Origin of the sequence: Streptomyces sp. NBC_00207 (genome assembly GCF_045160965.1) — a bacterium.
In the GTDB taxonomy this organism is placed as follows: domain Bacteria; phylum Actinomycetota; class Actinomycetes; order Streptomycetales; family Streptomycetaceae; genus Streptomyces.
Genome location: NZ_CP130715.1, coordinates 5,364,288 through 5,386,583, shown reverse-complemented (window position 1 = coordinate 5,386,583; position 22,296 = coordinate 5,364,288). Strand labels below are relative to the sequence as shown.

General features: G+C 71.3%; 23 protein-coding genes and 3 pseudogenes. 9 read left to right on the top strand and 17 right to left on the bottom strand.

Annotated features, from left to right (window positions below; all coding sequences use genetic code 11):
* The first annotated feature begins 66 nt into the window (after positions 1 to 66).
* Entirely contained in the window at positions 67 to 1,563 is a 1,497-nt protein-coding gene (locus tag OG472_RS25555; RefSeq protein WP_405942094.1) for a hypothetical protein, read from the top strand.
* 58 nt (positions 1,564 to 1,621) lie between these two features.
* Here OG472_RS25555 and OG472_RS25550 read toward each other — a convergent pair whose 3' ends face one another.
* Positions 1,622 to 1,876, bottom strand: coding sequence for a Txe/YoeB family addiction module toxin (locus tag OG472_RS25550; RefSeq protein ID WP_405831409.1), 255 nt, complete (start codon positions 1,874 to 1,876; stop codon positions 1,622 to 1,624).
* Positions 1,873 to 2,148 (bottom strand): type II toxin-antitoxin system prevent-host-death family antitoxin, encoded by a 276-nt coding sequence (locus OG472_RS25545; protein WP_361768669.1) that lies wholly within the window; start codon positions 2,146 to 2,148, stop codon positions 1,873 to 1,875. The genes OG472_RS25550 and OG472_RS25545 overlap by 4 nt, the downstream gene beginning before the upstream one ends.
* Positions 2,149 to 2,375: 227 nt before the next feature.
* Between OG472_RS25545 and OG472_RS25540 the strand changes: the two genes are divergently transcribed.
* Complete coding sequence (locus tag OG472_RS25540; RefSeq protein ID WP_405943209.1) at positions 2,376 to 3,173, top strand: VOC family protein; 798 nt, start codon at positions 2,376 to 2,378, stop codon at positions 3,171 to 3,173.
* A gap of 82 nt (positions 3,174 to 3,255) precedes the next feature.
* Entirely contained in the window at positions 3,256 to 3,765 is a 510-nt protein-coding gene (locus tag OG472_RS25535; protein WP_405942093.1) for a DUF3995 domain-containing protein, read from the top strand.
* On the opposite strand, the pseudogene OG472_RS25530 reads toward OG472_RS25535, so the two are convergent.
* Positions 3,753 to 4,034: pseudogene (locus tag OG472_RS25530) on the bottom strand (ATP-binding protein); the annotation flags it as partial. The gene OG472_RS25535 and the pseudogene OG472_RS25530 overlap by 13 nt on opposite strands.
* 179 nt (positions 4,035 to 4,213) lie before the next feature.
* On the opposite strand from OG472_RS25530, the gene OG472_RS25525 reads away from it, so the two are divergent.
* The gene (locus OG472_RS25525) at positions 4,214 to 4,999 is read left to right on the top strand and encodes a Scr1 family TA system antitoxin-like transcriptional regulator (RefSeq protein WP_401607772.1); all 786 of its coding nucleotides are present in this window, start codon (positions 4,214 to 4,216) and stop codon (positions 4,997 to 4,999) included.
* On the top strand, positions 4,996 to 5,175 hold the full coding sequence (locus tag OG472_RS25520; RefSeq protein WP_401607774.1) for a DUF397 domain-containing protein: 180 nt from the start codon (positions 4,996 to 4,998) through the stop codon (positions 5,173 to 5,175). The genes OG472_RS25525 and OG472_RS25520 overlap by 4 nt, the downstream gene beginning before the upstream one ends.
* 15 nt (positions 5,176 to 5,190) lie before the next feature.
* Here OG472_RS25520 and OG472_RS25515 read toward each other — a convergent pair whose 3' ends face one another.
* Positions 5,191 to 5,955, bottom strand: coding sequence for a TetR/AcrR family transcriptional regulator (locus OG472_RS25515; RefSeq protein ID WP_401607776.1), 765 nt, complete (start codon positions 5,953 to 5,955; stop codon positions 5,191 to 5,193).
* Between the two features lie 101 nt (positions 5,956 to 6,056).
* Here OG472_RS25515 and OG472_RS25510 point away from each other — a divergent pair, with 101 nt between their 5' ends.
* Positions 6,057 to 6,992: an ATP-binding cassette domain-containing protein gene (locus OG472_RS25510; RefSeq protein ID WP_405942092.1), complete on the top strand. Its 936-nt coding sequence runs from the start codon at positions 6,057 to 6,059 to the stop codon at positions 6,990 to 6,992.
* The gene (locus OG472_RS25505; protein WP_401607780.1) at positions 6,989 to 7,744 is read left to right on the top strand and encodes an ABC transporter permease; all 756 of its coding nucleotides are present in this window, start codon (positions 6,989 to 6,991) and stop codon (positions 7,742 to 7,744) included. The genes OG472_RS25510 and OG472_RS25505 overlap by 4 nt, the downstream gene beginning before the upstream one ends.
* Before the next feature lie 51 nt (positions 7,745 to 7,795).
* Here OG472_RS25505 and OG472_RS25500 read toward each other — a convergent pair whose 3' ends face one another.
* The 7 genes and pseudogenes from OG472_RS25500 to OG472_RS25470 form a co-directional block, all read right to left on the bottom strand.
* The gene (locus tag OG472_RS25500) at positions 7,796 to 8,068 is read right to left on the bottom strand and encodes a DUF1876 domain-containing protein (RefSeq protein ID WP_030722627.1); all 273 of its coding nucleotides are present in this window, start codon (positions 8,066 to 8,068) and stop codon (positions 7,796 to 7,798) included.
* A gap of 71 nt (positions 8,069 to 8,139) precedes the next feature.
* On the bottom strand, positions 8,140 to 8,367 hold the full coding sequence (locus OG472_RS25495; protein ID WP_405831401.1) for a hypothetical protein: 228 nt from the start codon (positions 8,365 to 8,367) through the stop codon (positions 8,140 to 8,142).
* Complete coding sequence (locus OG472_RS25490) at positions 8,364 to 9,698, bottom strand: S8 family peptidase (protein WP_405831399.1); 1,335 nt, start codon at positions 9,696 to 9,698, stop codon at positions 8,364 to 8,366. The genes OG472_RS25495 and OG472_RS25490 overlap by 4 nt, the downstream gene beginning before the upstream one ends.
* A gap of 342 nt (positions 9,699 to 10,040) precedes the next feature.
* Positions 10,041 to 10,686, bottom strand: a pseudogene (locus OG472_RS25485) (contact-dependent growth inhibition system immunity protein).
* Positions 10,687 to 10,787: 101 nt separating this feature from the next.
* Positions 10,788 to 11,375, bottom strand: coding sequence for a hypothetical protein (locus OG472_RS25480; RefSeq protein ID WP_405942091.1), 588 nt, complete (start codon positions 11,373 to 11,375; stop codon positions 10,788 to 10,790).
* Between the two features lie 36 nt (positions 11,376 to 11,411).
* Positions 11,412 to 13,037: an RNase A-like domain-containing protein gene (locus tag OG472_RS25475; protein WP_405942090.1), complete on the bottom strand. Its 1,626-nt coding sequence runs from the start codon at positions 13,035 to 13,037 to the stop codon at positions 11,412 to 11,414.
* A gap of 37 nt (positions 13,038 to 13,074) precedes the next feature.
* A pseudogene (locus tag OG472_RS25470) lies at positions 13,075 to 13,281 on the bottom strand (WXG100 family type VII secretion target); the annotation flags it as partial.
* 127 nt (positions 13,282 to 13,408) lie between these two features.
* On the opposite strand from OG472_RS25470, the gene OG472_RS25465 reads away from it, so the two are divergent.
* The gene (locus tag OG472_RS25465) at positions 13,409 to 13,753 is read left to right on the top strand and encodes a hypothetical protein (RefSeq protein ID WP_405942089.1); all 345 of its coding nucleotides are present in this window, start codon (positions 13,409 to 13,411) and stop codon (positions 13,751 to 13,753) included.
* 6 nt (positions 13,754 to 13,759) lie between these two features.
* On the opposite strand, the gene hemB is transcribed toward OG472_RS25465, so the two are convergent.
* From hemB to OG472_RS25435, 6 genes are all read right to left on the bottom strand, one after another.
* The gene (hemB, locus tag OG472_RS25460) at positions 13,760 to 14,758 is read right to left on the bottom strand and encodes a porphobilinogen synthase (protein WP_405831395.1); all 999 of its coding nucleotides are present in this window, start codon (positions 14,756 to 14,758) and stop codon (positions 13,760 to 13,762) included.
* 499 nt (positions 14,759 to 15,257) lie between these two features.
* On the bottom strand, positions 15,258 to 16,925 hold the full coding sequence (locus OG472_RS25455) for a uroporphyrinogen-III synthase (protein WP_401607796.1): 1,668 nt from the start codon (positions 16,923 to 16,925) through the stop codon (positions 15,258 to 15,260).
* A complete protein-coding gene (gene hemC / locus OG472_RS25450; RefSeq protein ID WP_405831393.1) occupies positions 16,922 to 17,890 on the bottom strand; it encodes a hydroxymethylbilane synthase in 969 nt (322 codons plus the stop codon). Before hemC ends, OG472_RS25455 begins: the two co-directional genes overlap by 4 nt.
* Positions 17,887 to 19,557 carry a glutamyl-tRNA reductase gene (locus OG472_RS25445; protein WP_405831391.1) on the bottom strand — a complete coding sequence of 557 codons (1,671 nt, stop codon included), beginning with the start codon at positions 19,555 to 19,557 and terminating at the stop codon, positions 17,887 to 17,889. Before OG472_RS25445 ends, hemC begins: the two co-directional genes overlap by 4 nt.
* Positions 19,554 to 20,360, bottom strand: a complete 807-nt coding sequence (locus tag OG472_RS25440; protein WP_030721283.1) for a redox-sensing transcriptional repressor Rex — start codon at positions 20,358 to 20,360, stop codon at positions 19,554 to 19,556. The genes OG472_RS25445 and OG472_RS25440 overlap by 4 nt, the downstream gene beginning before the upstream one ends.
* Positions 20,361 to 20,632: 272 nt before the next feature.
* Positions 20,633 to 20,911, bottom strand: a complete 279-nt coding sequence (locus OG472_RS25435; protein WP_401607802.1) for a glutaredoxin family protein — start codon at positions 20,909 to 20,911, stop codon at positions 20,633 to 20,635.
* An 80-nt stretch (positions 20,912 to 20,991) separates the two neighbouring features.
* Between OG472_RS25435 and OG472_RS25430 the strand changes: the two genes are divergently transcribed.
* On the top strand, positions 20,992 to 21,957 hold the full coding sequence (locus tag OG472_RS25430) for an HAD family hydrolase (protein WP_405942088.1): 966 nt from the start codon (positions 20,992 to 20,994) through the stop codon (positions 21,955 to 21,957).
* Positions 21,958 to 22,296 lie beyond the last annotated feature (339 nt).

The following is a 22,296-nucleotide window of genomic DNA, read 5'->3' as shown; positions in this document are numbered from 1 at the left end:
GTGTCAACTTTCCCACCACCCCCACTAATCTGATCATGTTCAAAAGAAGATGTATGGGGGATACAAATGAAGAAGATCAAGCGCATGGCCGCGGTCGCCGCGGTCGCCGTGGCCGGACCGACCATCCTGACCGCCACGCCCGCCATGGCCGCCGACCAGCCGGCCGTGATCGTTCCCGACGTGGCGCCGAAGGACGACGCCACCGCCGACGCCGGTGCGCCGACCACGCCCGTCGCCGAAACGCCCGTCGCCGAGAAGCCGGCCGCGGACAAGCCGGTCGCCGAGAAGCCGGTCGCGGACAAGCCCGCGCCCGTCGTCGAGTCGCCGGCACCGACCGCCCCGGCCCCGGCGCCCGCCGAGCAGCCGTCGAAGGACGCCAAGCCCGCCGCGGACAAGCCGCAGGCCAAGTCCGACGGCATCATGATGGGCCCCGACGTCACCGTCGCGGGCATCCCGAAGAACGGCTTCAAGCCGGGCGGCGACTGGACCCAGCTGAAGGTGTCGGTCGACAACTCGGGCGGCGACTGGGTCAACGGGCTCCAGCCCCGCCTCTCGGTCGACAAGGCCGGCGGCAAGCTGAAGGCCAGCCACTACGAGATCGAGACCCGCATCGTCCGCACGGACGGCAGCAGCTACTGGTGGCCCGCCACGGCGCTCGACCACGAGACCGACGCCACCAGCATGAGCGACTACTTCATCGGCACCGTCGGCGAGCTCGACCGCGGCGCGAGCTACGACCTCGACGTGCGCATCCGCTTCACCGCGGACGCCCCGCGCATCCGCTTCGACATGGCCTCCGACGCCGTGAGCATCAGCGCCGACGGCTGGAAGTACGGCCCCAGCAGCTGGTACGACGCCAAGATCGAAGGCGCCGAGGACGGGGACGAGGACCCGTTCGTCGAGGGCCCCGCGCTCGCGGTGAACGGCGTCCCGGAGACCGTCAAGGCCGGCGGCGACTGGACCCACCTGTCCGTCCACGTCGACAACTCCGGCAAGAAGGCCCTGGACGGCTTCAACGTCGGCCTGGTCCTGGCCCGGCCGGACTGGGTCCCGATGAAGAGCTCCCAGGTCAAGGTCGAGGTCCTGAGCAAGGACAAGAACGGCAAGTCCGGCTGGCACGAGGCCGAGATCCGGAACGAGGAGGAGGGCGTGTTCCTCGGCGTCGACCTCGCGGGCGGCCCCGTCGCGGACGGCCAGAGCTTCGACATCCAGGTCCGCATCCGCCTGACGGCCGACGCGCCGCTCGGCGACCTGCGGATCTCCTCCTGGGGCACCTCCCACGTCGGCCCGGACACCCCGAAGCCGTGGGCGACTTCGCACTCCAAGGCCCGCCTGACGAAGATCGTCGCCGCCGACCCGGCCACCGGTGACAACGGCAACCAGCCGAAGCCGAACGGCGGCTCCAAGTCGATCGTCGACACCACCAAGGGCACCGGCGGCGAACTCGCCGCCACCGGCGCCGACTCGGCCACCACCTGGGCCCTCGGCGGCGCGGGCGTGGCCCTCGCCATGGGCGCCGCCCTGGTCGCGGGCACCGGCCGCCGCCGCCGCACCACCGCCTGAGGCACGCGGTCGCCAGGCCCCGTCACCCACCCGGTGGCGGGGCCGCGCGCCTTTCCGGTCAGTAGTGGTAGCGGGCCTGAGCGATCTCCACGGCCGCGTCCCTGATCCGGTACACCAGACGGTGCTCGTCGGTGATCCGCCGGGACCACCACCCCGAGAGGTTCTCCTTGAGCGGTTCCGGCTTGCCGGCACCCTCGAACGGCGTGCGCTGGATCTCCTTGATCAAGCGGTTGATCCTCTTCAGGAGCTTGGGGTCGGCGGTCGCCCAGTAGGTGTACTGATCCCAGGCGCTGCTGGAGAAAAGGACCTTCACGCGGCGAACCCCTCGTCGCCTTCCGCTTCGATGAGCTCCCTGGCCTGGCCGTGACCGGCGTCCAGCTCGGCGATCGACTCCATGAGGATCTGCGCGTTGCGCGGTGAGCGCAGCAGGTAGACGGTCTCCTGCCAGGACCGGAAGTCTTCGGCGGACATGATGACGACGTCGCCGTGCTCCCGGGAGGTCACCTCTATGGGTACGTGGTCCTCGTTGACCTGCCGGATCAGCGGGTAGAAGCGCTGCCGAGCCTCATTCGCGGACATCGACACGTTTGTCCTCCTGAACACTACGGACACTCGTACGGGTTTACCGTACCAGTCTTGGCTCGTCCCGCACGGCCCGCGTACGGCATCGCTGCGGCCCGCCACGGCCGATACCCTCTCGCAGCCCGGCAGCAAGGCCGACATCACCCGTACGGCCCGATTCCGGCCGCGCGGACCGGGTAGGGGACGGCCCGTCCTTCCCCCATCCGCCCCCGGAGGCACCCGTGCCCGACATGAACGGCCCCTACAAGCCCGGCACCCCCTGCTGGATCGACCTGATGGTCCCCGACCAGCAGGCGGCCCTCGACTTCTACAACGACCTCTTCGGCTGGCAGGGCGAGATCGGCCCGGCCGAGCAGGGCGGCTACTCCGTCTGCACCCTCAAGGGCCAGCCCGTCGCCGGCATCATGAAGGCGAGCAACCCGGACGGCACCGTCCCGGACCCGATGCCGCCGGTCGCGTGGACCACGTACCTGGCCACCGACTCCCTCGACTCCACCCTCAAGTCGGTCACCGACGCCGGCGGCACGGTGATGATGGGCGCGATGGACGTCATGGACCTCGGCCGGATGGCCGTCATCACCGACCCCACCGGCGCCGCAGTCGGCCTGTGGCAGGTCGGCACCTTCGACGGCGCCGGCATCGTCAACGAGCACGGCGCCCTCATCTGGAACGAGCTGAACACCCCCGACGTCCCCGCCGCAGCCGCCTTCTACACGGCCATCCTGCCCGTCACCACGGCCCGCTCCGAGATGCCGGACGCCGGGGACTACACCGAGTTCAAGGTCGGCGACCGCGCGGTCGGCGGGATGATGGACCTGGCCAAGCTGCCGGCCGGGGTGCCGCCGCACTGGATGCCGTACTTCCACGTGGACAGCGTCGACGAGATCCAGGCCGCCGTCGTGCGGGCCGGAGGCAGCGTCATGGCCCCGGCGTTCGACATGGTGGCGGGCCGGATGGCCGTCCTCGCCGACCCGCAGGGCGGCGTCTTCTCGGTGATCACGGCGACCTCCCCGGAGCAGGTCGGCTGATGTGACCGGGCGCACAGGGAATGTCCTCCCCGTGCGCCCCCTCCTTCACGGTGACGGTTCTTCCACCACGAAGGGGGCTCACATGAGGAACAAGCGCGCGGGAACGGCTGTGGCCGGACTGCTGGCGGCCGACGGACTGGTCCACCTGTACTGGGCCACCGGCGCCACCTGGCCCGCCGCCGACGAACGGAGCCTGTCCCTGGCCGTCCTCGGCCTGGACACCTCCTTCGGACCGGCGGCGGTGCTCCCCCTGGCCGCCGTCCTGCTGACGGGAGCCACCGCCGTACTCACCCACGCCCGGGGCCGCGGCGGCCGGGCGACCCGCGCCGTCACCGCCGCGGTCGCGGCCGGCCTGACCGTACGGGGCCTCGCGGGCCTCGGCTGGGCCGCCGGCCTCCTCGACAGCCCGCCGGACAGCCCCTTCTACGCCCTCAACCTGGTGCTCTACACCCCGCTCTGCCTCACCGCCGGCTGGGCGGCGGCCCGCCTCGCCGTCACTTCTCGGCGGAACTCGCACCAGACGACCTTCCCGGGCGACCGGGCCAGCGCCCCCCAGTCGTCGGAGAGCGCGGCCACGAGGGTCAGCCCGTGACCGTGCGGCTGCCCGGTGATCCGGGAAAACCCGGGCCCGCTGTCGTGCACCTCGACCCGGACGGTGGCGTCCTCGAAGCCGAACAGCCGCAGCAGGTAGCCGCGGCCGGGCGGAACCCCGTACCGCAGGGCGTTGGTCGCCAACTCGCTCACGCAGAGCAACATGTCGTCCCGGCGTTCGTCCACGCCCCACGCCTGCAAGGTGTCACGTGTGAACTGGCGCGCAGCTGGGATGGAGCGGGGTGAGCGCAGGTAGAGACGCTCGGGCATGAGCGCCGCCTGAATAGTTGGATTCACGGGACGATCGTCGCGTTGCGTGACTAGCGTGTGGCTGAGCGCCGACCCGTACTCATTGATGAGTACGGGTCCGCACGGGGTATTCCGCATGCGTGGGTGGGGAGTTCGCTGTCATGCCACCGAGGAAACGAGTACGGCCGAACGCGACGACCATGAAGATGGTCGGCGCGATGGTGGCCGCCGCCCGCATCGCCAAGAACCTGACCCAGAAGCAGCTCGGAGAGCTGGTTCGGCTGGACGAGGAGACCATCGCGTCCATTGAGCAAGGCCGACGCACTCTGATGCCGAACGTCGCGGAGTTGATGGACCAACACCTCGGGCTCCCCGGACTGTTGTCCGTCGCTGCTCACGGGATGCCCGAGAAGGATCCGACGCCCACGTGGTCCGATGAGTACATGGACCTGGAGAAACACGCCGTCGCCTTCTCCTGGTATGAGGTTGTGGTGCTGCCGGGACTGCTGCAGACCGAGAACTATGCGCGGGCCCTTTTCCGCGGTCGCGTCCCGGCATTCGTTCAGGAGGAGATCGAGACCCTGACATCCCGCCGGATGGCTCGGACCGAGCTGCTGCACCGGAAGCATCCGCCGAGCCTTTCCTTCGTGGTGTCGGAAGCAGCGCTCCGGGACCGGATCGGCGGGGACGCAGTTTACGGCGAGCAGGTGCGCCATCTGCTGAGCTGCATGGAGTTGCCGCACGTGACACTCCAAGTGCTGCCGTTCGGGCAGATCTCCCACCCCGGTCTCTCCGGTTCGTTCGTCATGCTGGAAACGCCGGAGCACGAGCACCGCGCCTACGTCGAATGCCAGCGCAGCAGCCAGCGCGTCACCAACCCTGACGACATCAGCATCCTGACCCTGCGGTATGCCATGCTGCGGACTCAGGCCCTCAACCCCGAAGAGACTGCAGCCTTTTTGGGCCGTCTGGTAGGAGAGCTATGAACACCGCACCGCAGTGGTTCAAGTCCAGCTACAGCACCGACGAGGGCGACGCGTGCGTCGAGGTAGCCACCTGCACGGGCACCATCCACGTCCGGGACTCCAAGAACACAGACGGCCCCGTCCTGGACCTCGCCCCGGCGAGCTGGGCGGCGTTGACCGGCTGGGTAAGCCAGTAGCACCCCGCGGCTCCGTCAGCCGGCGGCGCGCTCGGCGACCAGCGGGGTCAGACCGTCCAGGATGCGGTCCAGGCCGAAGCGGAACTGGAAGTCCGGCTCGCCGGAGCCGCTGAACGCGTCCGAGCCCAGCAGCCGCGTCACGGCCGGGTGGCTGTCCGGGCCGGTCAGCAGGTTCAGCGTGCGGACGTACTGGCCGAGCGCCTGCTCCGGGGCGACCCCGGACTTCACGATGGCGTCCATCATGTCGGCGGCCATCGTGGCCTCGTTCCGTACCAGCCCTCCGATCAGGATGATCGTCGAGAGCTTCTCGCTCTCCTTCAGGCCCGTGCCGGCCATGGACGCGAGGCCCCGGTCCATCCAGGCCAGTTGGTTCGGGGAGACCGGGGCGGCGGTGATCGGGATGCGCAGGATCCAGGAGTTGGCCATCAGGACGGCCCGCTGCGCGTACGCCCAGTCCGTGAGCAGCTCGCGCCAGCCCCACCCCTCGGCCTCGGGCGGTAGCGGCGGCGGGGCGCCGACGCCCGCGTCCGCCATGAGGACGTAGAGCTCCTCCTTCGCGGCGACGTACCGGTAGAGGGACATCGTCGAGACGCCCAGTTCCTTGGCCACACGGCCCATGGAGACGGCGTCCACCCCCTCGGCAGCGGCCAGCGTCACCGCCGCCTCCACGATCCTCGGCAGCGTGAGCGTGGGGCGCGGTCCCTTGCCGGGGCGTTCGCGCAGGCCCCAGGCCATTTCCAGGCTGGCCGGGAGCCCTGTCCCGCTGTCCTCGTCCGCCATGTCCGCCCACTCCTCGATTGACCCCCATCCTAGTTCTGTGTATTACTTACACAGAAGAGCGTAAGGCATACGCAGAAGCTGGGAAGGGAGCACCATCCCCCATGACCACGCACGCCTCCGGCGACCTCGGCATCCACGCCACCGGTCTGACCAAGTCCTACGGCGACCTCCGCGTCCTCGACGGCATCGACCTCGCCGTCCCGCGCGGCAGCGTCCTCGCCCTCCTCGGCCCCAACGGCGCCGGCAAGACGACCACCGTCCGGATCCTCGCCACCCTCACCGCCGCCGACTCCGGCACCGCCCGCATCGCCGGCCACGACACCGTCACCGCACGCGCCCGCGTCCGCGAACTCATCGCCCTCACCGGCCAGTTCGCCGCCCTCGACGAGCTCCTGACCGGCGCCGAGACCCTGCGCATGATGGGCCGCCTCGCCGGGCTCTCCCCGCGCGCCGCCCGTACCCGCGCCGACGGACTCCTCGCCCGCTTCGGCCTCACCGAGGCCGCCGGCCGCACCGCGAAGACGTACTCCGGCGGCATGCGCCGGCGCCTCGACCTCGCCGCGAGCCTCGTCTCCCGCCCCGAGGTGCTCTTCCTTGACGAGCCGACCAACGGCCTGGACCCGCGCAGCCGCCAGGACCTGTGGGATCTCGTACGGGAGCTGCGCGCCGACGGCACCACCGTCCTGCTCACCACCCAGTACCTGGAGGAGGCCGACCGGCTCGCCGACCGCGTCGCCGTCCTCTCCGGCGGCCGCATCGCCGCCGAGGGCACGCCGGCCGAACTCAAGGCCCGCGTCGCCGGACACCGCCTGGACCTGACCCTCACCACCGGCGCCGCCTACGAGGCCCTCGCCCCGCGCGCCGTCCACCTCGACCCCGACGCGCTCGTCCTCGGCCTGGCCACCGACGGCACCGCCGCCCACGTCCGCGCCCTGCTCGACGAACTCGATCCGGACCGCACCGCCGTGGACCGCTTCGCCGTCCGCAGCGCCACCCTCGACGACGTGTTCCTCACCCTGACGGGAGCCGACCGATGACCGCCGTGCCCGTGAGCGCCCTCACTCTGGCCGGCCGCAGCCTGCGCATCAGCAGCCGCCGGCCCGACGCCCTGATCGCCGCCCTGATGCTGCCCGTCATGCTGATGCTGATCTTCGTCTACTTCTTCGGCGGCGCCATCGACACCGGCACGGCGTACGTGACGTACGTGGTCCCCGGCGCCATGCTGCTCTGCGCGGGCTTCGGCGCGGCCTCCACCGCCGTCAGCGTCGCCGAGGACATGACGAACGGCGTCATCGACCGCTTCCGCTCCCTCGACATCGGCGGCATCCCGATCCTCGCCGGGCACGTCGCCGCCTCGGTCCTGCGCAACCTGGTCTCCACCACCCTGGTCCTCGCCGTGGCCCTCGCCATCGGCTTCCGGCCCCAGGCGGGCCCGGCCGCCTTCCTCGCCGCGGCCGGCCTGCTGCTCACGTACATCACGGCGATCTCGTGGCTGGCCGCCGCGCTCGGCCTGCTCGCCAAATCCCCGGAGGCGGCGGGCGGCTTCACCTTCCTGATGATGTTCCTGCCGTACCCGTCCAGCGCCTTCGTCCCCATCGACACCATGCCGGGCTGGCTGCACGGCTTCGCCGACCACCAGCCGCTGACCCCCGTGATCGAGTCCCTGCGCGCCCTGCTCCTGGCGCAGCCCGCGGGCGACGCGCCCTGGGTGGCCCTGACCTGGTGCGCGGGCATCACGGCCGTGGCCGTGACCCTGTCGGCGGTCCTGTTCCGCAGCAGGACGCGCTGAGGGGCTCCTCACCAGGAGGAGCCCCTCGGCACGCCGACGGCGCGTACCCGCTCAACTATTGAGCGGATAGGAGTGCCGGCCCGTCGCCTCGTCGATCTCGGCGTGGGCCTTCTGCAGCATCTGCGACGCGAGATCCATGAGCGCGCGAGCGCCCGCGATCTCTTCCCCGACCCTCAGCTGCTCCGGGTCGGAGGGGTGACGCAGGGCATAGCCCCGCGCCTTGATCTCGGAGCCGTCCCCGAGTCTGACCAGGGCCGCCGCACTGGTGCGGTGGCCCTCCTCGGTGAATTCGAGCTCCACATGCCACCCGACGAGCGTGGCCATGGTGCATCACCTCCAGGGGGTCACCCTTCCCTCCAGGGTGCGCCCGCGGCGGATGGAGCGCGAACGGGGGGCTACTGCGGGGAGATCCGGTTGACGCGCTCCCTGTCGACGGCCAGGACGCCGTCGACCGCCGCCAGCGCCGCGATCCGGTCCTCCGCGACGGTGCCGGAGAGCGTGCCGACGGTCGGCTGCTCGCTCGTGACCGTCAGTCCGGCACGTCGTAGGGCCTCGACGACTTCCGCGAACCGGCCGACGTCGACCGCCAGGATGACCCCGACCGGCTCGGAGGACTCGCTCACGGAGCCTGGACCAGACCCGCACCGACGTCCCGGACGGGGTGCGGCAGCACGAGCGCACTGGCCAGCAGAGCGTCCCAGAGATCGCGCGCGGAGGCCGCGGGGTTCGCCTCGGCGAGCAGGGCGAGGACACCCGCGACGTGCGGGGTGGCCATGCTGGTGCCCGAGTGCGTCGCGTAACCGCCGCCGGGGGCAGCCGAGTGGACGGCCACGCCGGGACCCGCGATGTTGACCTCGCCGCCCTGGCCGTTGATGCCTCCGCAGGAGGAGTGCGCCATCCCCATGGCCTTGTTCACCGAGGCCACGGCGAGAATGGAGGGGCAGTTGGCGGGTCGCCCGACGGGCGACACGAGCCCGGGCCGCCGGCTGTCGTTGCCCGCCGCCGCGACGATCACCGCCCCCTTGTCGAGGGCGCGTTGGGCCAGGATCTCGTAGGTGAGCGGGAAGAGTTCACCCGGCTGAACGCGGGAGCCGAGCGACATGGAGATCACCTGCGCGCCGTGGTCGAGCGCCCAGGCGATGCCCGCCAGGATTGCGCCGTCCGGGCCGAAGCCGTCGTTGGCGAGCACCTTGCCGACGAGGACGCGCGCATCGCACGCCACCCCGTAACGGGGCCCCTGCTGGGGGTTGGCCGGACCGGCAGCGGTGCCGATGCAGTGCGTGCCGTGGCCCTGGCCGTCCTCGACCGTCTGGCCGAGGATGAAGGAGGCCGTGTCCTCGATACGACCGGCCAGGTCCGGGTGGTCCGTGTCCACGCCGGTGTCGAGGACGGCGACCTTCACTCCGCGTCCGGTCAGGCCGGAGACGTTGGCCCTGATCACCTGGAGGCCCCAGGTCACGCGCGTCTCGTCCAGCGCCGGCCCCTGTTCCAAGGCGGTTTCGGCCAGGGAATGCCGGGCGACGACGTGCGCGTCGCTCCGGTAGGCCGGGAAGAAAGCGGTCGGCGCCTGCTGCGGGGCGGTGATCGGCGAGGCGTAGACCCAGCGCTCCGGCTCGGCCGCCAGGATCGAGTTCTGCGCCTCGGCCGTGGTCACCAGCGCGAAGCGGTTCTCCGGCCGTACCTCGACGACAGCCACGGCGAGGTCCTCGAAGAGCACCGAGACCTCGGGATCCTCCAGGAGCCCGGAGACGTGCGCGGCCGCGGCCCCGCGGACCCGTTCCACGGGCGCGATGTCGGCGGCGGAACGCAGCGCGTTCAGTCCGCTCTCCTGATCCCTCGGATCGAGTACGACCACGTACCGGCCGGTGTACTCGCTCCTTTGGCCCGTGCCGAGCCCGTCGGGTCGTTCAGGCTGCTGGTCGAAGGCACGCCTGTCCATGGGTTCGTTCGACATTGGGTTTCCCGCTTTCTGTGCGCTTCCCCCGGTTCGTGGACGCGCCGATCCACCGACTGGCAGATGCCGAAGAAGGTGGGGCGCGGATCGGCCGTGCATTCGGCCTGCAGTGCCGTCGCCTCAAGGCCGTCGGCATCGCCCCCGGACCACCGTCGCACTGGGTGGACAGACCCGCAACACAGCGCAGCCGCCCGGCGTACCGTCCGGGGCCGGGCGCCGGCGGGCCTCGCGCAGCCGGCCCGCCACCCCGGTCGCCCGGGAGGTGGGGTCGTACGGGTGACGCCAAGGCATGGCGCCTCCGGGGTACCGCGCGCAGTCCGGACACCCCCGGGCCCCGATCCGTCAGCCGGCGGTCAGGGTCGTCGCCACCGTCCGGAACCACGCTCCGTGCGAGAACGGCTCGGGCGGGTTGACCTCCATGCCGAGTTCCGCGGCGGCCATGGCGTAGTCGCCCTCGTCCAGCGGGAGGGCGATCAGCTCGTGGAGTTCGCCGACGAGGCGGGCGACGAGCTGGGGGTCGGTGGTGGCGGCGTAGTCCGCGACCGCCGCCTCGTGGTCGGGGAACTCGTCGACGATGTCCTGCGAGAACCAGCCGCCCAGCAGCTGCGCGGTCTCCGGGAACCGTGCGTGCCACTCCCAGTGGGTCTGCGGGTTCGCCGGCGGCGGCACCTCGCCGTCCTCGACGCTCTGCTTGAGGTGGTCGGCGAGGACGAAGAGCCAGTCGCCGATCGAGGCTTGGGGGATCCCGACGTCGGGGACGGCGTAGAACTCGCCGAGGTCGATCCGCAGGCGCCCCGGGGGGGTTGCGGCCGTACTCGCGCAGCTGGCGCTCCGCCTCCGCGATGGCCCAGGGGCGGGTGTGCCAGGTGTGGCGCAGGTAGGCGTCCAGCGCGCGGCTGCGCCGCTCCGCCGTGTCGTCGGCGGGCTGGCCGAGGTAGGCGCGCAGCACACCTGCTCGTTGGCGGTCACCACCTGCTGGGTGGCCCACTGGGCGGTCTCCCGGTCGGGGTAGGTGGCGGAACGGGTCAGCATCGGATCATTGTCTCAATTCGCGTTGAACGGGTCGGCATGGATTCCCCCTCTCGGGGGTCAGATGTCGCCGAACGCCCAGAAGAGCCCGACCTCGGTGTCGGAGACGACGACCAGGCCGCAGTCCTCCCCGTAGTAGGTCATCGGCATCCAGCCCATGGATGTGCCCCCGAAGTCCAGTGTGCCGACGTGCCCGACCGAGCTGACGTTGGTGTGGCAGGTGAACGCGTCCCCGTAGCGGGCGAGGAGGGTGCGGGCCATGCCCTGCAGCTCTTCGAAGCTCTCGGTGAACCTTGCGAGGTTCCCCAGGGTGCAGCCGTCCTCGGTGATCGCGAGCAGGAGATTCTCGGCGCTCGCACGGTCGATCTCGTGCAGCCGTTCCCCGACGTCGGCCGGGGTGAGCGGGCGGGCCGGATCGTCCCTGAAGGACGGGCGGCAGAACGGGACGGCGGGGTGTTCCGGAGAGCGATCGTTCGCGGTGTCGTCGAGCCCGGCCCAGCCGCGCGGATCGGGGACGGCGCGTTCCATGACGGCGAGCACGTCGGCCCGCCAGTCCTCGTGCCCCCGCGGACCGGTGGCGATGAACGCGAACCCGTCCTCGTACAGGTGCTGTACCGCCGCTTCCCACGACGCCTGGTCGATGGACATCTTCGAAGGGCCTTTCTCACTTGCCGGGCATGGACGTCATGACGGTGAACGAGGATTGCGGCTGCTGTCGTACCTGCTCCTCGTGTCGATGCCCGTCACGTAATCCGCCTTGGCCTGCATGCCGCCCTCCTTGAATCCGGACAGCGGATCGAGAGGGTCGGTCGGCTGCTTGCTCACGCTGCGGCCGCTGGTCTCACCAGGGGGCGCCGTCCCCACGAAGGACTTCACTGCGCCGTCTGCGGGTGGCGGCGGCCCCTTGATCCAGGCATCGATCTCCCCGGCCTTCTGGTTGAGGTTGTACTGGGTGAGTTCCTGCGCCCGCTGGTAGTTCGGAAAGGCGGAGGAGCCGCTCGGCCTCGGCTTGCCGTGCGGCCAGGCGGGGGTCGGGCCGGCCGACTGCTGGTCGCGCAGGCGCTGCACCAGCTGCTCGTCCGTCTTGCCCACGTGCTTGTCCAGCGTGTGGCCGTCCGCCGTCCATTCGTTGGCGGCCAGGTCCAGCACGTACTTGCCGGTGGCCGAGTCGATCTTCAGCCAGGTCTGCGAGGTGGTCCTGAAGTCCTCCAGGGACCGGGCGCCGAAGCCGTGGGCGCGGGCGCGGGCGACCCCGGCCTCGAACTTCGGGGCGCTCATGTGCGCTTCGTCCAGGACGCCCTGGAGCGCCTCCGTGCGCGTGGTGAGGCCGTCCACGATGCCGGTGCACTTGTCCACGATCCGGTTGAGCTTGGCCTTGTCCAGCTTCAGGACCGTGTTGACGTCGAACTTCAGCAGCACTCCGGCGGCCCCGCCGAGCCCGCTGGCCACGCTGGTGACCGCGCCGGCGATGCTCTTGATGCTGGGCTTCTCCTTGGCCTTCTCCAGGTCTTCGAGGATGCTCAGGGCGGCCTGCTTCATGGCCCGCTTGAGCTCTTCGAAGACGTCGTGGTTCAGCTCGACCGCGGCTTCCGCGTACTCGCGCAGACAGTCGCTGACCTTGATCGCCACGTCGCCCAGGACGCTCATCACCGGCTGACTGCCCGTGGGCGTCCGCGTCCCGGGCGGCGGGGTGGTGTGCGCCCACTGGCAGCCGTGCCGGGACGGACCGGACCGACCCCAGTCCGTCGCGCCCCACAGCGCGCTGCAGAACGTCCGCATCGCGCCTTCCCAGTCGGCCCTCTGGTGGTTGGTGATGGTGCCGATGATCATCGTCAGCTCGGCCGCCGTGTTGCCCGGGACGGTCGAGGCGTTCATCCAGCTGTGGCAGTGCGAGTTGAGGTAGTGCTGCTGCGGGAAGGGGTGGACGTCCGCCACCTTGCCGACACGGAAGACGTGCTTCGCGACGGGCTGCAGGACGTCCCGGACGATCTCCGGTATGCCCTCCATCGCCCCGCGGATCAGGTCGTCGCCGCCGTCGTCGTCACCCCACTTGATGTCGGGGACACTGGCGAACTTGGGGTCCTTGTCGATGACCGTGGGCACCGGGCGCTGCTCCGGGGCCTGTCCCGGCTTGGGGTGGGCGGCCGCATCGGCCTTGGTGTAGGCGTTGGCGGTCTCGGTGAAGCCGACGGCGACACCGCCGATGCTCACCACGCTCTTGCCCAGCACCTCCAGCCAGCGGTTGCCTCTGGCTCTGTACGCGCTTGAACGAGGCCAGGACTTCCAGTTCCTGGGCCGTGAAGCCGTCACGGGAGCCCCTGGTGGCCTGTTCGAGGAGGGAGAGCACCTGCCGGATCCGCACGGCGTCCTCGGCGGCCCCCCGGTGCAGGGCGCGGTAGGCCGTGGCCGTGGGCCCCTGCCAGCCCGCCGCGATGCTGTCGACCACCCGGTCCATGTCGCGGATCTGATGCTCCAGATGACCCTGCACCTGGTCGAAGTCGTCAGCGAGCTTGGTGAGGCCGTCCTCCGAGACCTCGAGATCGCCGTCCTGCATGTCCACCCCTCTTTGGCGCAGCCGTGCCACATGCGCACGTACGCCTACGAGGTTCGCAGGTCAGCGGGCCTTCCACCTGAGTATGCGCACTCATGTTCGGGCTCTTTCGGCGGAGTTGACTGGACCCATGACCCCGGACACCGCCCGCCACCCCCGCGCGTTCGTCGCGCCGCTCGTCTCCACCCTGCTGACGCCGCCGCTCGCGGCCGTCGCGTCCTTCTTCGTCGGGCTGTCCCCGATGGCCTGCGACTCCTGCGGTGACGCGGCGAGCGACCGGTTCGACGCCTCCTACGGCACCGCCTTCCCGGTGTTCGGGTCCGGCCTGGCCCTGGTCCTGGTCCTACTGCTCGCCGCGTGGGCGCTGCCCTGGCAGCGGCGCCACGCCGCCGCCAGGGTGTGGTTCGCGGTGACCGCTCCGGCCGCCGTCGTCCTCGACTTCATCGTCTTCCACGGCCTCGTCGACTGGCCGTAGAGCGGGTCAGGCGTTGCGCAGCCAGCCGGCGACCTCGGTCGCCCAGTAGGTGAGGATCGTGTCGGCACCCGCCCGCTTGATGCCCAGCAGGGTCTCCAGGATGGCCCGGTCCCGCTCGATCCAGCCCTTCTCCGCCGCCGCCTCGATCATCGCGAACTCGCCGCTGATCTGGTACGCCGCCACCGGGACGTCCACCTCCTGCGCGACCCGGTACAGGATGTCGAGGTAGGGTCCGGCCGGCTTGACCATCACCATGTCGGCGCCCTCCTCCAGGTCGAGGGCGAGCTCCCGCAGGGACTCCCGCGCGTTCGCCGGGTCCTGCTGGTAGGTCTTGCGGTCGCCCTGGAGCGAGGAGGCGACGGCCTCGCGGAAGGGACCGTAGAAGGCCGACGAGTACTTCGCCGTGTACGCCAGGATGGACACGTCCTCGTGCCCGGTCTCGTCCAGCGCGTCGCGGATGACCCCGACCTGGCCGTCCATCATCCCGCTGGGGCCCACCACGTGGACGCCCGCGTCGGCCTGGACCTGCGCCATCTCGGCGTACCGCTCCAGCGTCGCGTCGTTGTCGACACGCCCGTGCTCGTCCAGCACCCCGCAGTGCCCGTGATCCGTGTACTCGTCGAGGCACAGGTCGGACATGATCACCAGATCGTCCCCCACCTCGGCCTTCACATCGCGGATCGCGACCTGCAGGATCCCGTCCGGCTCGGTGCCAGCCGTGCCCAGCGCGTCCTTGTTCTCGTCGGCCGGCACACCGAACAGCATGATCCCCGCGACCCCCGCCTCGACCGCCTCCGCGGCGGCCTTCCGCAGCGTGTCCCGGGTGTGCTGGACGACGCCCGGCATCGCCGAGATCGCCAGGGGCTCACTGATGCCCTCCCGTACGAACGCGGGAAGGATCAGGTCCGAGGGGTGCAGCCGGTTCTCCGCGACCATCCGCCGCATCGCCGGGGTGGTGCGCAGCCGGCGGGGCCGCGAGCCGGGGAAGGATCCGTACGTGCTCATCTTCAGTCGCCTCTTCGAGCATCGAGAACAGTCGCAACAAGCGTAGGGGCCCCCAGCCCACCCCCGACCCCCAGGGCAGCCCCCGACGCGACCCTTGCCAGTGCGGGCTCCGGCGGACCGGGCACCTGCCGGAGCGGGTTCCTGCCGGAGCGGGTGCCTGCCGGGCCGGGTTCCTGCCGGGCCGGGTGTGTGCCGGGGCGGATCCGGCGGGGCCGGGTGTGTGTCGGGGCGGGTGTGTGCCGGGGTGGATCCGGCGGGGCCGGGTGTGTGCCGGGGCGCTCCCCGCAGGGCGTCGAACGCAACGGGGCTCGGCCCTCCGACCCCCCGCCACGTTCGGCGCCCGAGGAGACGCCCCGGCGCGCGCCCGGCCCCACCCCGCCGCCCCGCCCCGCCCCGCCCCGCCCCGGCAAAGAAACGAGGGCGGGGCCCGGCGCACCAGCGCCCGACCCCGCCCTCGTACTGCTCAGCCCACCGCCAGGTGGTACGGCTCAGCCCACCGCTAGGTGGTACGACGACGCCGCGCCCCCGGCCGGCGCTCGCTCGGCCGGAACACCGTCTCGCCGGCCTCCTTGGCCGCCTCGCGGCGCGCCGCACCGTACTCGGCGAGGGCCTCCGCCAGCTTGCTGACACTCGGCTCCGGGGACAGCACGTCCACGCGCAGCCCGTGTTCCTCCGCCGTCTTGGCCGTCGCCGGCCCGATACACGCGATGACGGTCACGTTGTGCGGCTTCCCGGCGATGCCGACCAGGTTCCGCACGGTGGAGCTCGACGTGAAGAGAACGGCGTCGAACCCGCCGCCCTTGATCGCCTCGCGCGTGTCCGCCGGCGGCGGCGACGCGCGCACGGTCCGGTAGGCGGTGACGTCGTCGACCTCCCACCCGAGCTCGATCAGCCCGGCGACCAGCGTCTCGGTCGCGATGTCGGCCCGCGGCAGGAACACGCGGTCGATCGGGTCGAAGACCGGGTCGTACGGCGGCCAGTCCTCCAGCAGTCCGGCCGCGGACTGCTCCCCGCTCGGCACCAGGTCCGGCTTCACGCCGAACTCCACGAGCGCGGCGGCGGTCTGCTCGCCCACCGCCGCGACCTTGATGCCCGCGAAGGCGCGGGCGTCGAGCCCGTACTCCTCGAACTTCTCCCGGACGGCCTTGACGGCGTTCACGCTCGTGAAAGCGATCCACTCGTAGCGGCCCGTCACCAGGCCCTTCACCGCGCGCTCCATCTGCTGCGGGGTGCGCGGCGGCTCCACGGCGATGGTCGGCACCTCGTGGGGCACCGCGCCGTACGAACGCAGCTGGTCGGAGAGCGAAGCGGCCTGTTCCTTGGTGCGCGGTACGAGGACCCGCCAGCCGAACAGCGGCTTCGACTCGAACCAGGACAGGTCCTCGCGCCGCGCGGCGGCGCTGTGCTCACCGACCACGGCTATGACGGGCCGGGCGCCCTCGGGCGAGGGGAGCACCTTGCCCTGCTTGAACACCTGGGCGATCGTGCCCAGCGTCGCGGACCAGGTGCGCTGCCGCGTGGTGGTGCCGGCGACGGTCACCGTCAGCGGGGTGTCGGGCTTGCGCCCGGCGCTCACCAGCTCGGCGGCGGCGGCCGAGACGGTCTCCAGCGTCGCGGAGACGACGAGGATGCCGTCGCTCGCGCCGACCTCGCTCCAGCAGCGCGCCGAGGCGGTCTTCGCGTCGACGAACCGGACGTCCGCGCCCTGCTTGTCGCGCAGCGGGACACCGGCGTACGCGGGCACGCCGACCGCGGTCGCGATACCGGGCACCACCTCGAAGGGGATGCCGGCGGTGGCGCAGACGAGCATCTCCTCGGCCGCGTTGCCGTCGAGCCCGGGGTCGCCCGTGACGGCACGTACGACCCGCCTGCCGGAGCGTGCGGCCTCCATGACAAGATTGGCCGCGTCCCGGATCACCGGGACCCCGGCGGCTGCTGACACTTCGTCAGCAATCGTCAGCTGCGGCGTGTCGACATTCGCGCGCGCATGCGTCCGTACGACCTCGAGCACCTCGGGCTCCGCGATCAGTACGTCCGCGGCGGCGAGCGCCTCGACGGCGCGCAGCGTCAGCAGACCCGGGTCGCCGGGGCCGGCACCGAGGAAGGTGACGCGTCCGTGGGCGGCGACGGCCGGAAAAGCGGAGGTGGTCGGAATTGAGGGGTTCAAAGCGATCGCTCCCCCATCAGACCGGCCGCGCCCTTGGCCAGCATCTCGTCCGCGAGTTCGCGGCCGAGAGCCATGGCCTCGTCGTACGACTGGGGCACGGGACCGGTGGTGGACAGCTGCACCAGCGTCGAGCCGTCGAGGGTTCCGACGACGCCGCGCAGGCGCATTTCATTGACAACCTGGCCGTCGGCCAGAAGATCGGCGAACGCGCCCACGGGTGCGCTGCAGCCGGCCTCCAGGGCGGCGAGCAGAGAACGCTCGGCGGTCACGGCGGCCCGGGTGAAGGGGTCGTCGAGTTCGCCGAGCTCGGCGATGAGGTCCGTATCGGACGCGAGGCACTCCACGGCCAGGGCGCCCTGGCCGGGGGCCGGCAGGACGTTGTCGACGGAGAGCAGGTCGGTCGCCTCGTCACCGCGACCGATCCGGTTGAGGCCGGCGGCCGCGAGCACGACGGCATCGAGCTCGCCGTCGCGGACGAAGCCGATCCGGGTGTCGACGTTGCCGCGGATGGGCACCGTCTCGATCCGCTTGCCGAGCGACAGCGCCAGGTGGTTGAGCTGGGCCGTGCGCCGCGGCGACCCGGTGCCGATGCGGGCACCGTCGGGCAGCTGCTCGAAGGTCAGACCGTCCCGCGCGACGAGCGCGTCCCGCGCGTCCTCGCGGCGCGGCATGGCCGCGATCACGAGGTCGTCGGGCTGCGTCGTCGGCAGGTCCTTCAGCGAGTGCACGGCGAAGTCGACCTCGCCCCGCAGCAGCGCGTCGCGCAGGGCGGTGACGAACACACCCGTCCCGCCGATCTGCGCGAGGTGCTCGCGCGAGACGTCGCCGTAGGTCGTGATCTCCACGAGCTCGACGGGCCGGCCGGTGATCGCCCGTACCGCGTCGGCGACGTGCCCCGACTGGGACATGGCCAGCTTGCTCCGCCGCGTACCGAGCCGCAGCGGCTGGTCGGGACGTGTGTTCATGATGCCCGTCCTGGGTCGTCGTTCATCGGATCGGCCGCGTCCGCCCGGCTGACGGAAGCAACCGTCTGAGGGTCGAGGTCGAAGAGTTCGCGCAGTGCCTCCGCGTACCCGGCACCGCCGGGCTCGCTGGCGAGCTGCTTGACGCGCACGGTCGGCGCGTGGAGGAGCTTGTCGACGACGCGGCGCACGGTCTGGGTGACCTCGGCCCGCTGCCGTTCGTCGAGGTCGGGCACCCGCCCGTCGAGCCGCGCCACTTCCATGGCCACGACCTCCGCCGCCATGGCCCGCAGGGCGACCACGGTGGGCGTGATGTGCGCGGCCCGCTGTGCGGCCCCGAAGGCGGCCACTTCCTCCGTGACTATGCCGCGTACGGCGTCGACGTCGGCCGCCATCGGGGCGTCGGCAGACGCCTCGGCCAGGCTTTCGATGTCGACGAGCCGCACGCCGGGAATCCGGTGCACGGCGGCATCGATGTCCCGGGGCATGGCCAGGTCGAGCAGCGCGAGCCGGACGGCCGTCGCGTCGGTCTGCGTACGGGCGCTCCTGCGCGGCTGCCGCTGCGCGGCGGCCTCGCCCTGGTCGGCCCAGGTCCCGTGCAGTTCGAGGGAGTTGGCGTCGACCCCGGTCAGCGCGGCCCGGCCGTCGGGCCCCACCGGGCACCCGTCGGCCTCGACGGCGGCACTGATGGTCCGAGCAGCCCCCGCATCGGCGAGCCGCCCCCCGTCCCGGGCAGCGGCGACGAGCCGCGCAATGACGTCCGCATCCGCCGATTCCAGCCCGGCCGGCACATCCAGCCCCGCCGGCGTTTGAGGCGCGGGGTCCGGGGCGGAGCCCTGGGACACGGCGGCGAGCACGTCATCGGCGGTCAGCACGAGCCCGGTCGCCCCGGTGCAGGACACCACCACATCGACTCGTGTCAGCTCATCGGCAACCCCGGCCATGGGGATCGCCACCGCCGCGACCCCGGTGCCCGAGGCAACCAGAATCTCCGCAAGCCGCTCCGCCCGGTCCGCGGTCCGGTTCGCCACCACAATCTCGGCGACGCCGACCCGCGCCAGCGTCGCCGCGGCCAGCGAGGACATCGACCCGGCGCCGATCACCAGCGCCCGCTTGCCGGCGGCCCACTCGCCCACCGGCACGCGCACGGCCAGTTGCTCCAGCCCGAAGGTCACCAGCGACTGGCCCGCGCGGTCGATCCCGGTCTCCGAGTGCGCCCGCTTGCCCACCCGCAGCGCCTGCTGGAACAGGTCGTTGATCAGCCGGCCGGCGGTGTGCAGCTCCTGCCCCAGCGCCAGCGCGTCCTTGATCTGGCCGAGGATCTGCCCCTCGCCCACGACCATCGAGTCCAGCCCGCACGCCACCGAGAACAGGTGGTGCACCGCCCGGTCCTCGTAGTGCACGTACAGGTACGGGGTGAGCTCTTCCAGAGCCACTCCGCTGTGCTGGGCCAGCAGCGTGGACAGCTCGGCCACACCCGCGTGGAACTTGTCCACGTCGGCGTACAGCTCGATCCGGTTGCAGGTGGCGAGCACCGCCGCCTCCGCCGCGGGTTCCGCGGCGAGGGTGTCGTGCAGCAGCTTGATCTTGGCGTCCGCGGACAGCGAGGCCCGCTCCAGGACGCTCACGGGTGCGCTGCGGTGGCTCAGCCCTACGACGAGCAGACTCATGCCGGCATCACCGCCGGGTGGTCACCCTCGGGGTTACCCTTGCGCGCCTCGGCGGCCGCACGGCCGGCCGGCGGCACGACGGCCGCGGCGGGGGCGGCGCCGCCCACGGAGGAGCCGCCGGCGGCAGCGGCGGCCGCTTCCTCGCCGGCCTTGCGCTGCTCGTGGAACGCCAGGATCTGGAGCTCGATGGAGAGGTCGACCTTGCGCACGTCGACGCCGTCGGGCACGGACAGCACGGTCGGCGCGAAGTTCAGGATGGAGGTGACCCCGGCCGCGATCAGCCGCTCGCTGACTTGCTGGGCCGCACCCGCCGGGGTCGCGATGACACCGATCGAGACGCCGTTCTCCTCGATGATCTTCTCCAGATCATCGGTGTGCTGCACGGACATGCCGGCGACCGGCTTGCCGGCCATCGCCGGGTCGGCGTCGATGAGGGCCGCGACGCGGAAGCCGCGCGCGGAGAAGCCGCCGTAGTTGGCGAGGGCGGCGCCGAGGTTGCCGATGCCGACGATGACGACCGGCCAGTCCTGGGTCAGGCCGAGCTCGCGGGAGATCTGGTAGACGAGGTATTCGACGTCGTAGCCGACGCCGCGGGTGCCGTAGGAACCGAGGTACGAGAAGTCCTTGCGCAGCTTCGCGGAGTTGACTCCGGCGGCGGCTGCGAGCTCCTCGGAAGACACCGTGGGCACCGATCGCTCGGAGAGCGCGGTGAGGGCACGCAAGTACAGCGGAAGCCGGGCGACAGTGGCCTCGGGAATACCTCGGCTGCGGGTCGCCGGTCGGTGAGTTCGGCCAGTTGCCACGATGCTCCTGCGGGATGAGCGGGGCTGCAGGCGGTCACTTGTCCCAAGACCGCCCCGTCGACAGCAGGCTATGCCTTTGTGAACGCGTGCACAAAGATTGTGTCCGGTTTGTCCGCGCAAAGTGACCGGGGTCACGCGACCTCGGCGCGGAAACCCGGAACCGGCCGTACGCCGAACCCGTTCAAATCCAAAAGGGGGCAAAACCGTGCACACTCCTCACAGATACGCCCCCAGACCCCACAAATCGCCCATGATGGTAACCGGGAAGCGGGTCAGGCCCCCAATGCCCGCCTGAGCCGGTCCGGGTTCACCCTCCAGAAGGTGTGCTGTTCGCCGTCGACGAGCACCACCGGGATCTGCTCCCAGTACAGCCGGTAGAGCTCCTCGTCCTGGGAGATGTCCTTCTTCTCCCACTGTGCTCCGGTCTCGGCACAGATCTCGGCGACCACCCCCTCGGCGTCGTCGCACAGGTGACACCCGGGCTTCCCGATCAGCGTCACCATCCGCTCGCCGGGACGCTTCTTTTCCTTGCGGCGCAACAAAGGGCTCATGGCCCCATTCTCCCGAAGTGTTAACGCCTCCGTTTCCCATCGGTTCGGGAAGTACCGAACACAGTGGCTATGCTCGCCGCATGGCCGCTCTCGGATGGCTCACCCCTCGTAGACGCTCCGCAACCGCGCGGAGCGTGCTGGCAGGCGAGGCCTCGGCGGAGGCCGCCCGCAAGACGGCGCTGACCGGAGCCGAGGCCGAAGCGGAGATCGAGGCACCCGCGGTCGAGGCACCCCGGGAAGAGCCCCCGGCCGAGCCCGAGTTCCCGGTCGCCGGCGACGACCTCGCCGCCGCCTTCTTCGACCTCGACAACACCGTCATGCAGGGCGCCGCGATCTTCCACTTCGGCCGCGGCCTCTACAAGCGCGAGTTCTTCCAGCGCCGCGAACTCGCCCGCTTCGCCTGGCAGCAGGCCTGGTTCAGGCTCGCCGGGGTCGAGGACCCCGAGCACATGCAGGACGCCCGCGACAGCGCCCTGTCCATCGTCAAGGGCCACAAGGTCTCCGAGTTGATGGCCATCGGCGAGGAGATCTACGACGAGTACATGGCCGAGCGGATCTGGCCGGGCACCCGCGCCCTGGCCCAGGCCCACCTCGACGCCGGCCAGAAGGTGTGGCTGGTCACCGCCGCCCCCGTGGAGACGGCCACGATCATCGCCCGCCGGCTCGGCCTGACCGGGGCCCTGGGCACCGTCGCCGAGTCCGTGGACGGCGTCTACACCGGCCGCCTGGTCGGCGAGCCGCTGCACGGCCCCGCCAAGGCCGAGGCGGTCCGCGCCCTGGCCGCCGCCGAGGGGCTGGACCTCGCGCGCTGCGCCGCGTACAGCGATTCGCACAACGACATCCCGATGCTGTCACTGGTCGGACATCCGTACGCGATCAATCCGGACACAAAACTGCGCAAGCATGCCCGTACCAACGACTGGCGGCTGCGCGACTACCGCACCGGCCGCAAGGCCGTGAAGGTCGGCGTCCCGGCGGCCGCCGGCGTCGGCGCGATCGCGGGCGGCGCGGCCGCCGCCATCGCCCTGCACCGCCGCCGCAAGTAACAACGGCAGGCCCGGGCCCCGCCGCCCGCGCACGCGCCGGCCCCGCGGCCCGGCCCCGGGCATTCGCTCACCTCTACCCGCGCCCCCGGCGCGGCACTCCGGCCTGCCCGACTCGGTCGCGGCCCCCCTTGGAAGCGTCCATTCCGCGTATCCAAGTGATCAAGAATCGATCACCAACCGCGACTGAATATGCCCTCGACACGCAACGGAAGTGTCGGAACCGGTGATTTGAGCAACTGGGTGTAGTGCTGCCTGTACGAAGCGTTATTCTCCTCAAACGCATGCCACCGGCCATCTGTCGCCACGACGGGTGAACGGTCCCGCACTGCACGTGATGGA

Bases quoted from the DNA above. Each gene is read 5' to 3' on its own strand.
- OG472_RS25490 (WP_405831399.1), bottom strand. From the start codon at position 9,698: ATGTCGAACGAACCCATGGACAGGCGTGCCTTCGACCAGCAGCCTGAA.
- OG472_RS25480 (WP_405942091.1), bottom strand. From the start codon at position 11,375: ATGTCCATCGACCAGGCGTCGTGGGAAGCGGCGGTACAGCACCTGTAC.
- OG472_RS25505 (WP_401607780.1), top strand. From the start codon at position 6,989: ATGACCGCCGTGCCCGTGAGCGCCCTCACTCTGGCCGGCCGCAGCCTG.
- OG472_RS25500 (WP_030722627.1), bottom strand. From the start codon at position 8,068: ATGGCCACGCTCGTCGGGTGGCATGTGGAGCTCGAATTCACCGAGGAG.
- OG472_RS25525 (WP_401607772.1), top strand. From the start codon at position 4,214: ATGAAGATGGTCGGCGCGATGGTGGCCGCCGCCCGCATCGCCAAGAAC.
- OG472_RS25430 (WP_405942088.1), top strand. From the start codon at position 20,992: ATGGCCGCTCTCGGATGGCTCACCCCTCGTAGACGCTCCGCAACCGCG.
- OG472_RS25465 (WP_405942089.1), top strand. From the start codon at position 13,409: ATGACCCCGGACACCGCCCGCCACCCCCGCGCGTTCGTCGCGCCGCTC.
- hemB (WP_405831395.1), bottom strand. From the start codon at position 14,758: ATGAGCACGTACGGATCCTTCCCCGGCTCGCGGCCCCGCCGGCTGCGC.
- OG472_RS25540 (WP_405943209.1), top strand. From the start codon at position 2,376: ATGAACGGCCCCTACAAGCCCGGCACCCCCTGCTGGATCGACCTGATG.
- OG472_RS25535 (WP_405942093.1), top strand. From the start codon at position 3,256: ATGAGGAACAAGCGCGCGGGAACGGCTGTGGCCGGACTGCTGGCGGCC.
- OG472_RS25445 (WP_405831391.1), bottom strand. From the start codon at position 19,557: ATGAGTCTGCTCGTCGTAGGGCTGAGCCACCGCAGCGCACCCGTGAGC.
- OG472_RS25555 (WP_405942094.1), top strand. From the start codon at position 67: ATGAAGAAGATCAAGCGCATGGCCGCGGTCGCCGCGGTCGCCGTGGCC.
- OG472_RS25520 (WP_401607774.1), top strand. From the start codon at position 4,996: ATGAACACCGCACCGCAGTGGTTCAAGTCCAGCTACAGCACCGACGAG.
- hemC (WP_405831393.1), bottom strand. From the start codon at position 17,890: ATGAACACACGTCCCGACCAGCCGCTGCGGCTCGGTACGCGGCGGAGC.
- OG472_RS25435 (WP_401607802.1), bottom strand. From the start codon at position 20,911: ATGAGCCCTTTGTTGCGCCGCAAGGAAAAGAAGCGTCCCGGCGAGCGG.
- OG472_RS25515 (WP_401607776.1), bottom strand. From the start codon at position 5,955: ATGGCGGACGAGGACAGCGGGACAGGGCTCCCGGCCAGCCTGGAAATG.
- OG472_RS25510 (WP_405942092.1), top strand. From the start codon at position 6,057: ATGACCACGCACGCCTCCGGCGACCTCGGCATCCACGCCACCGGTCTG.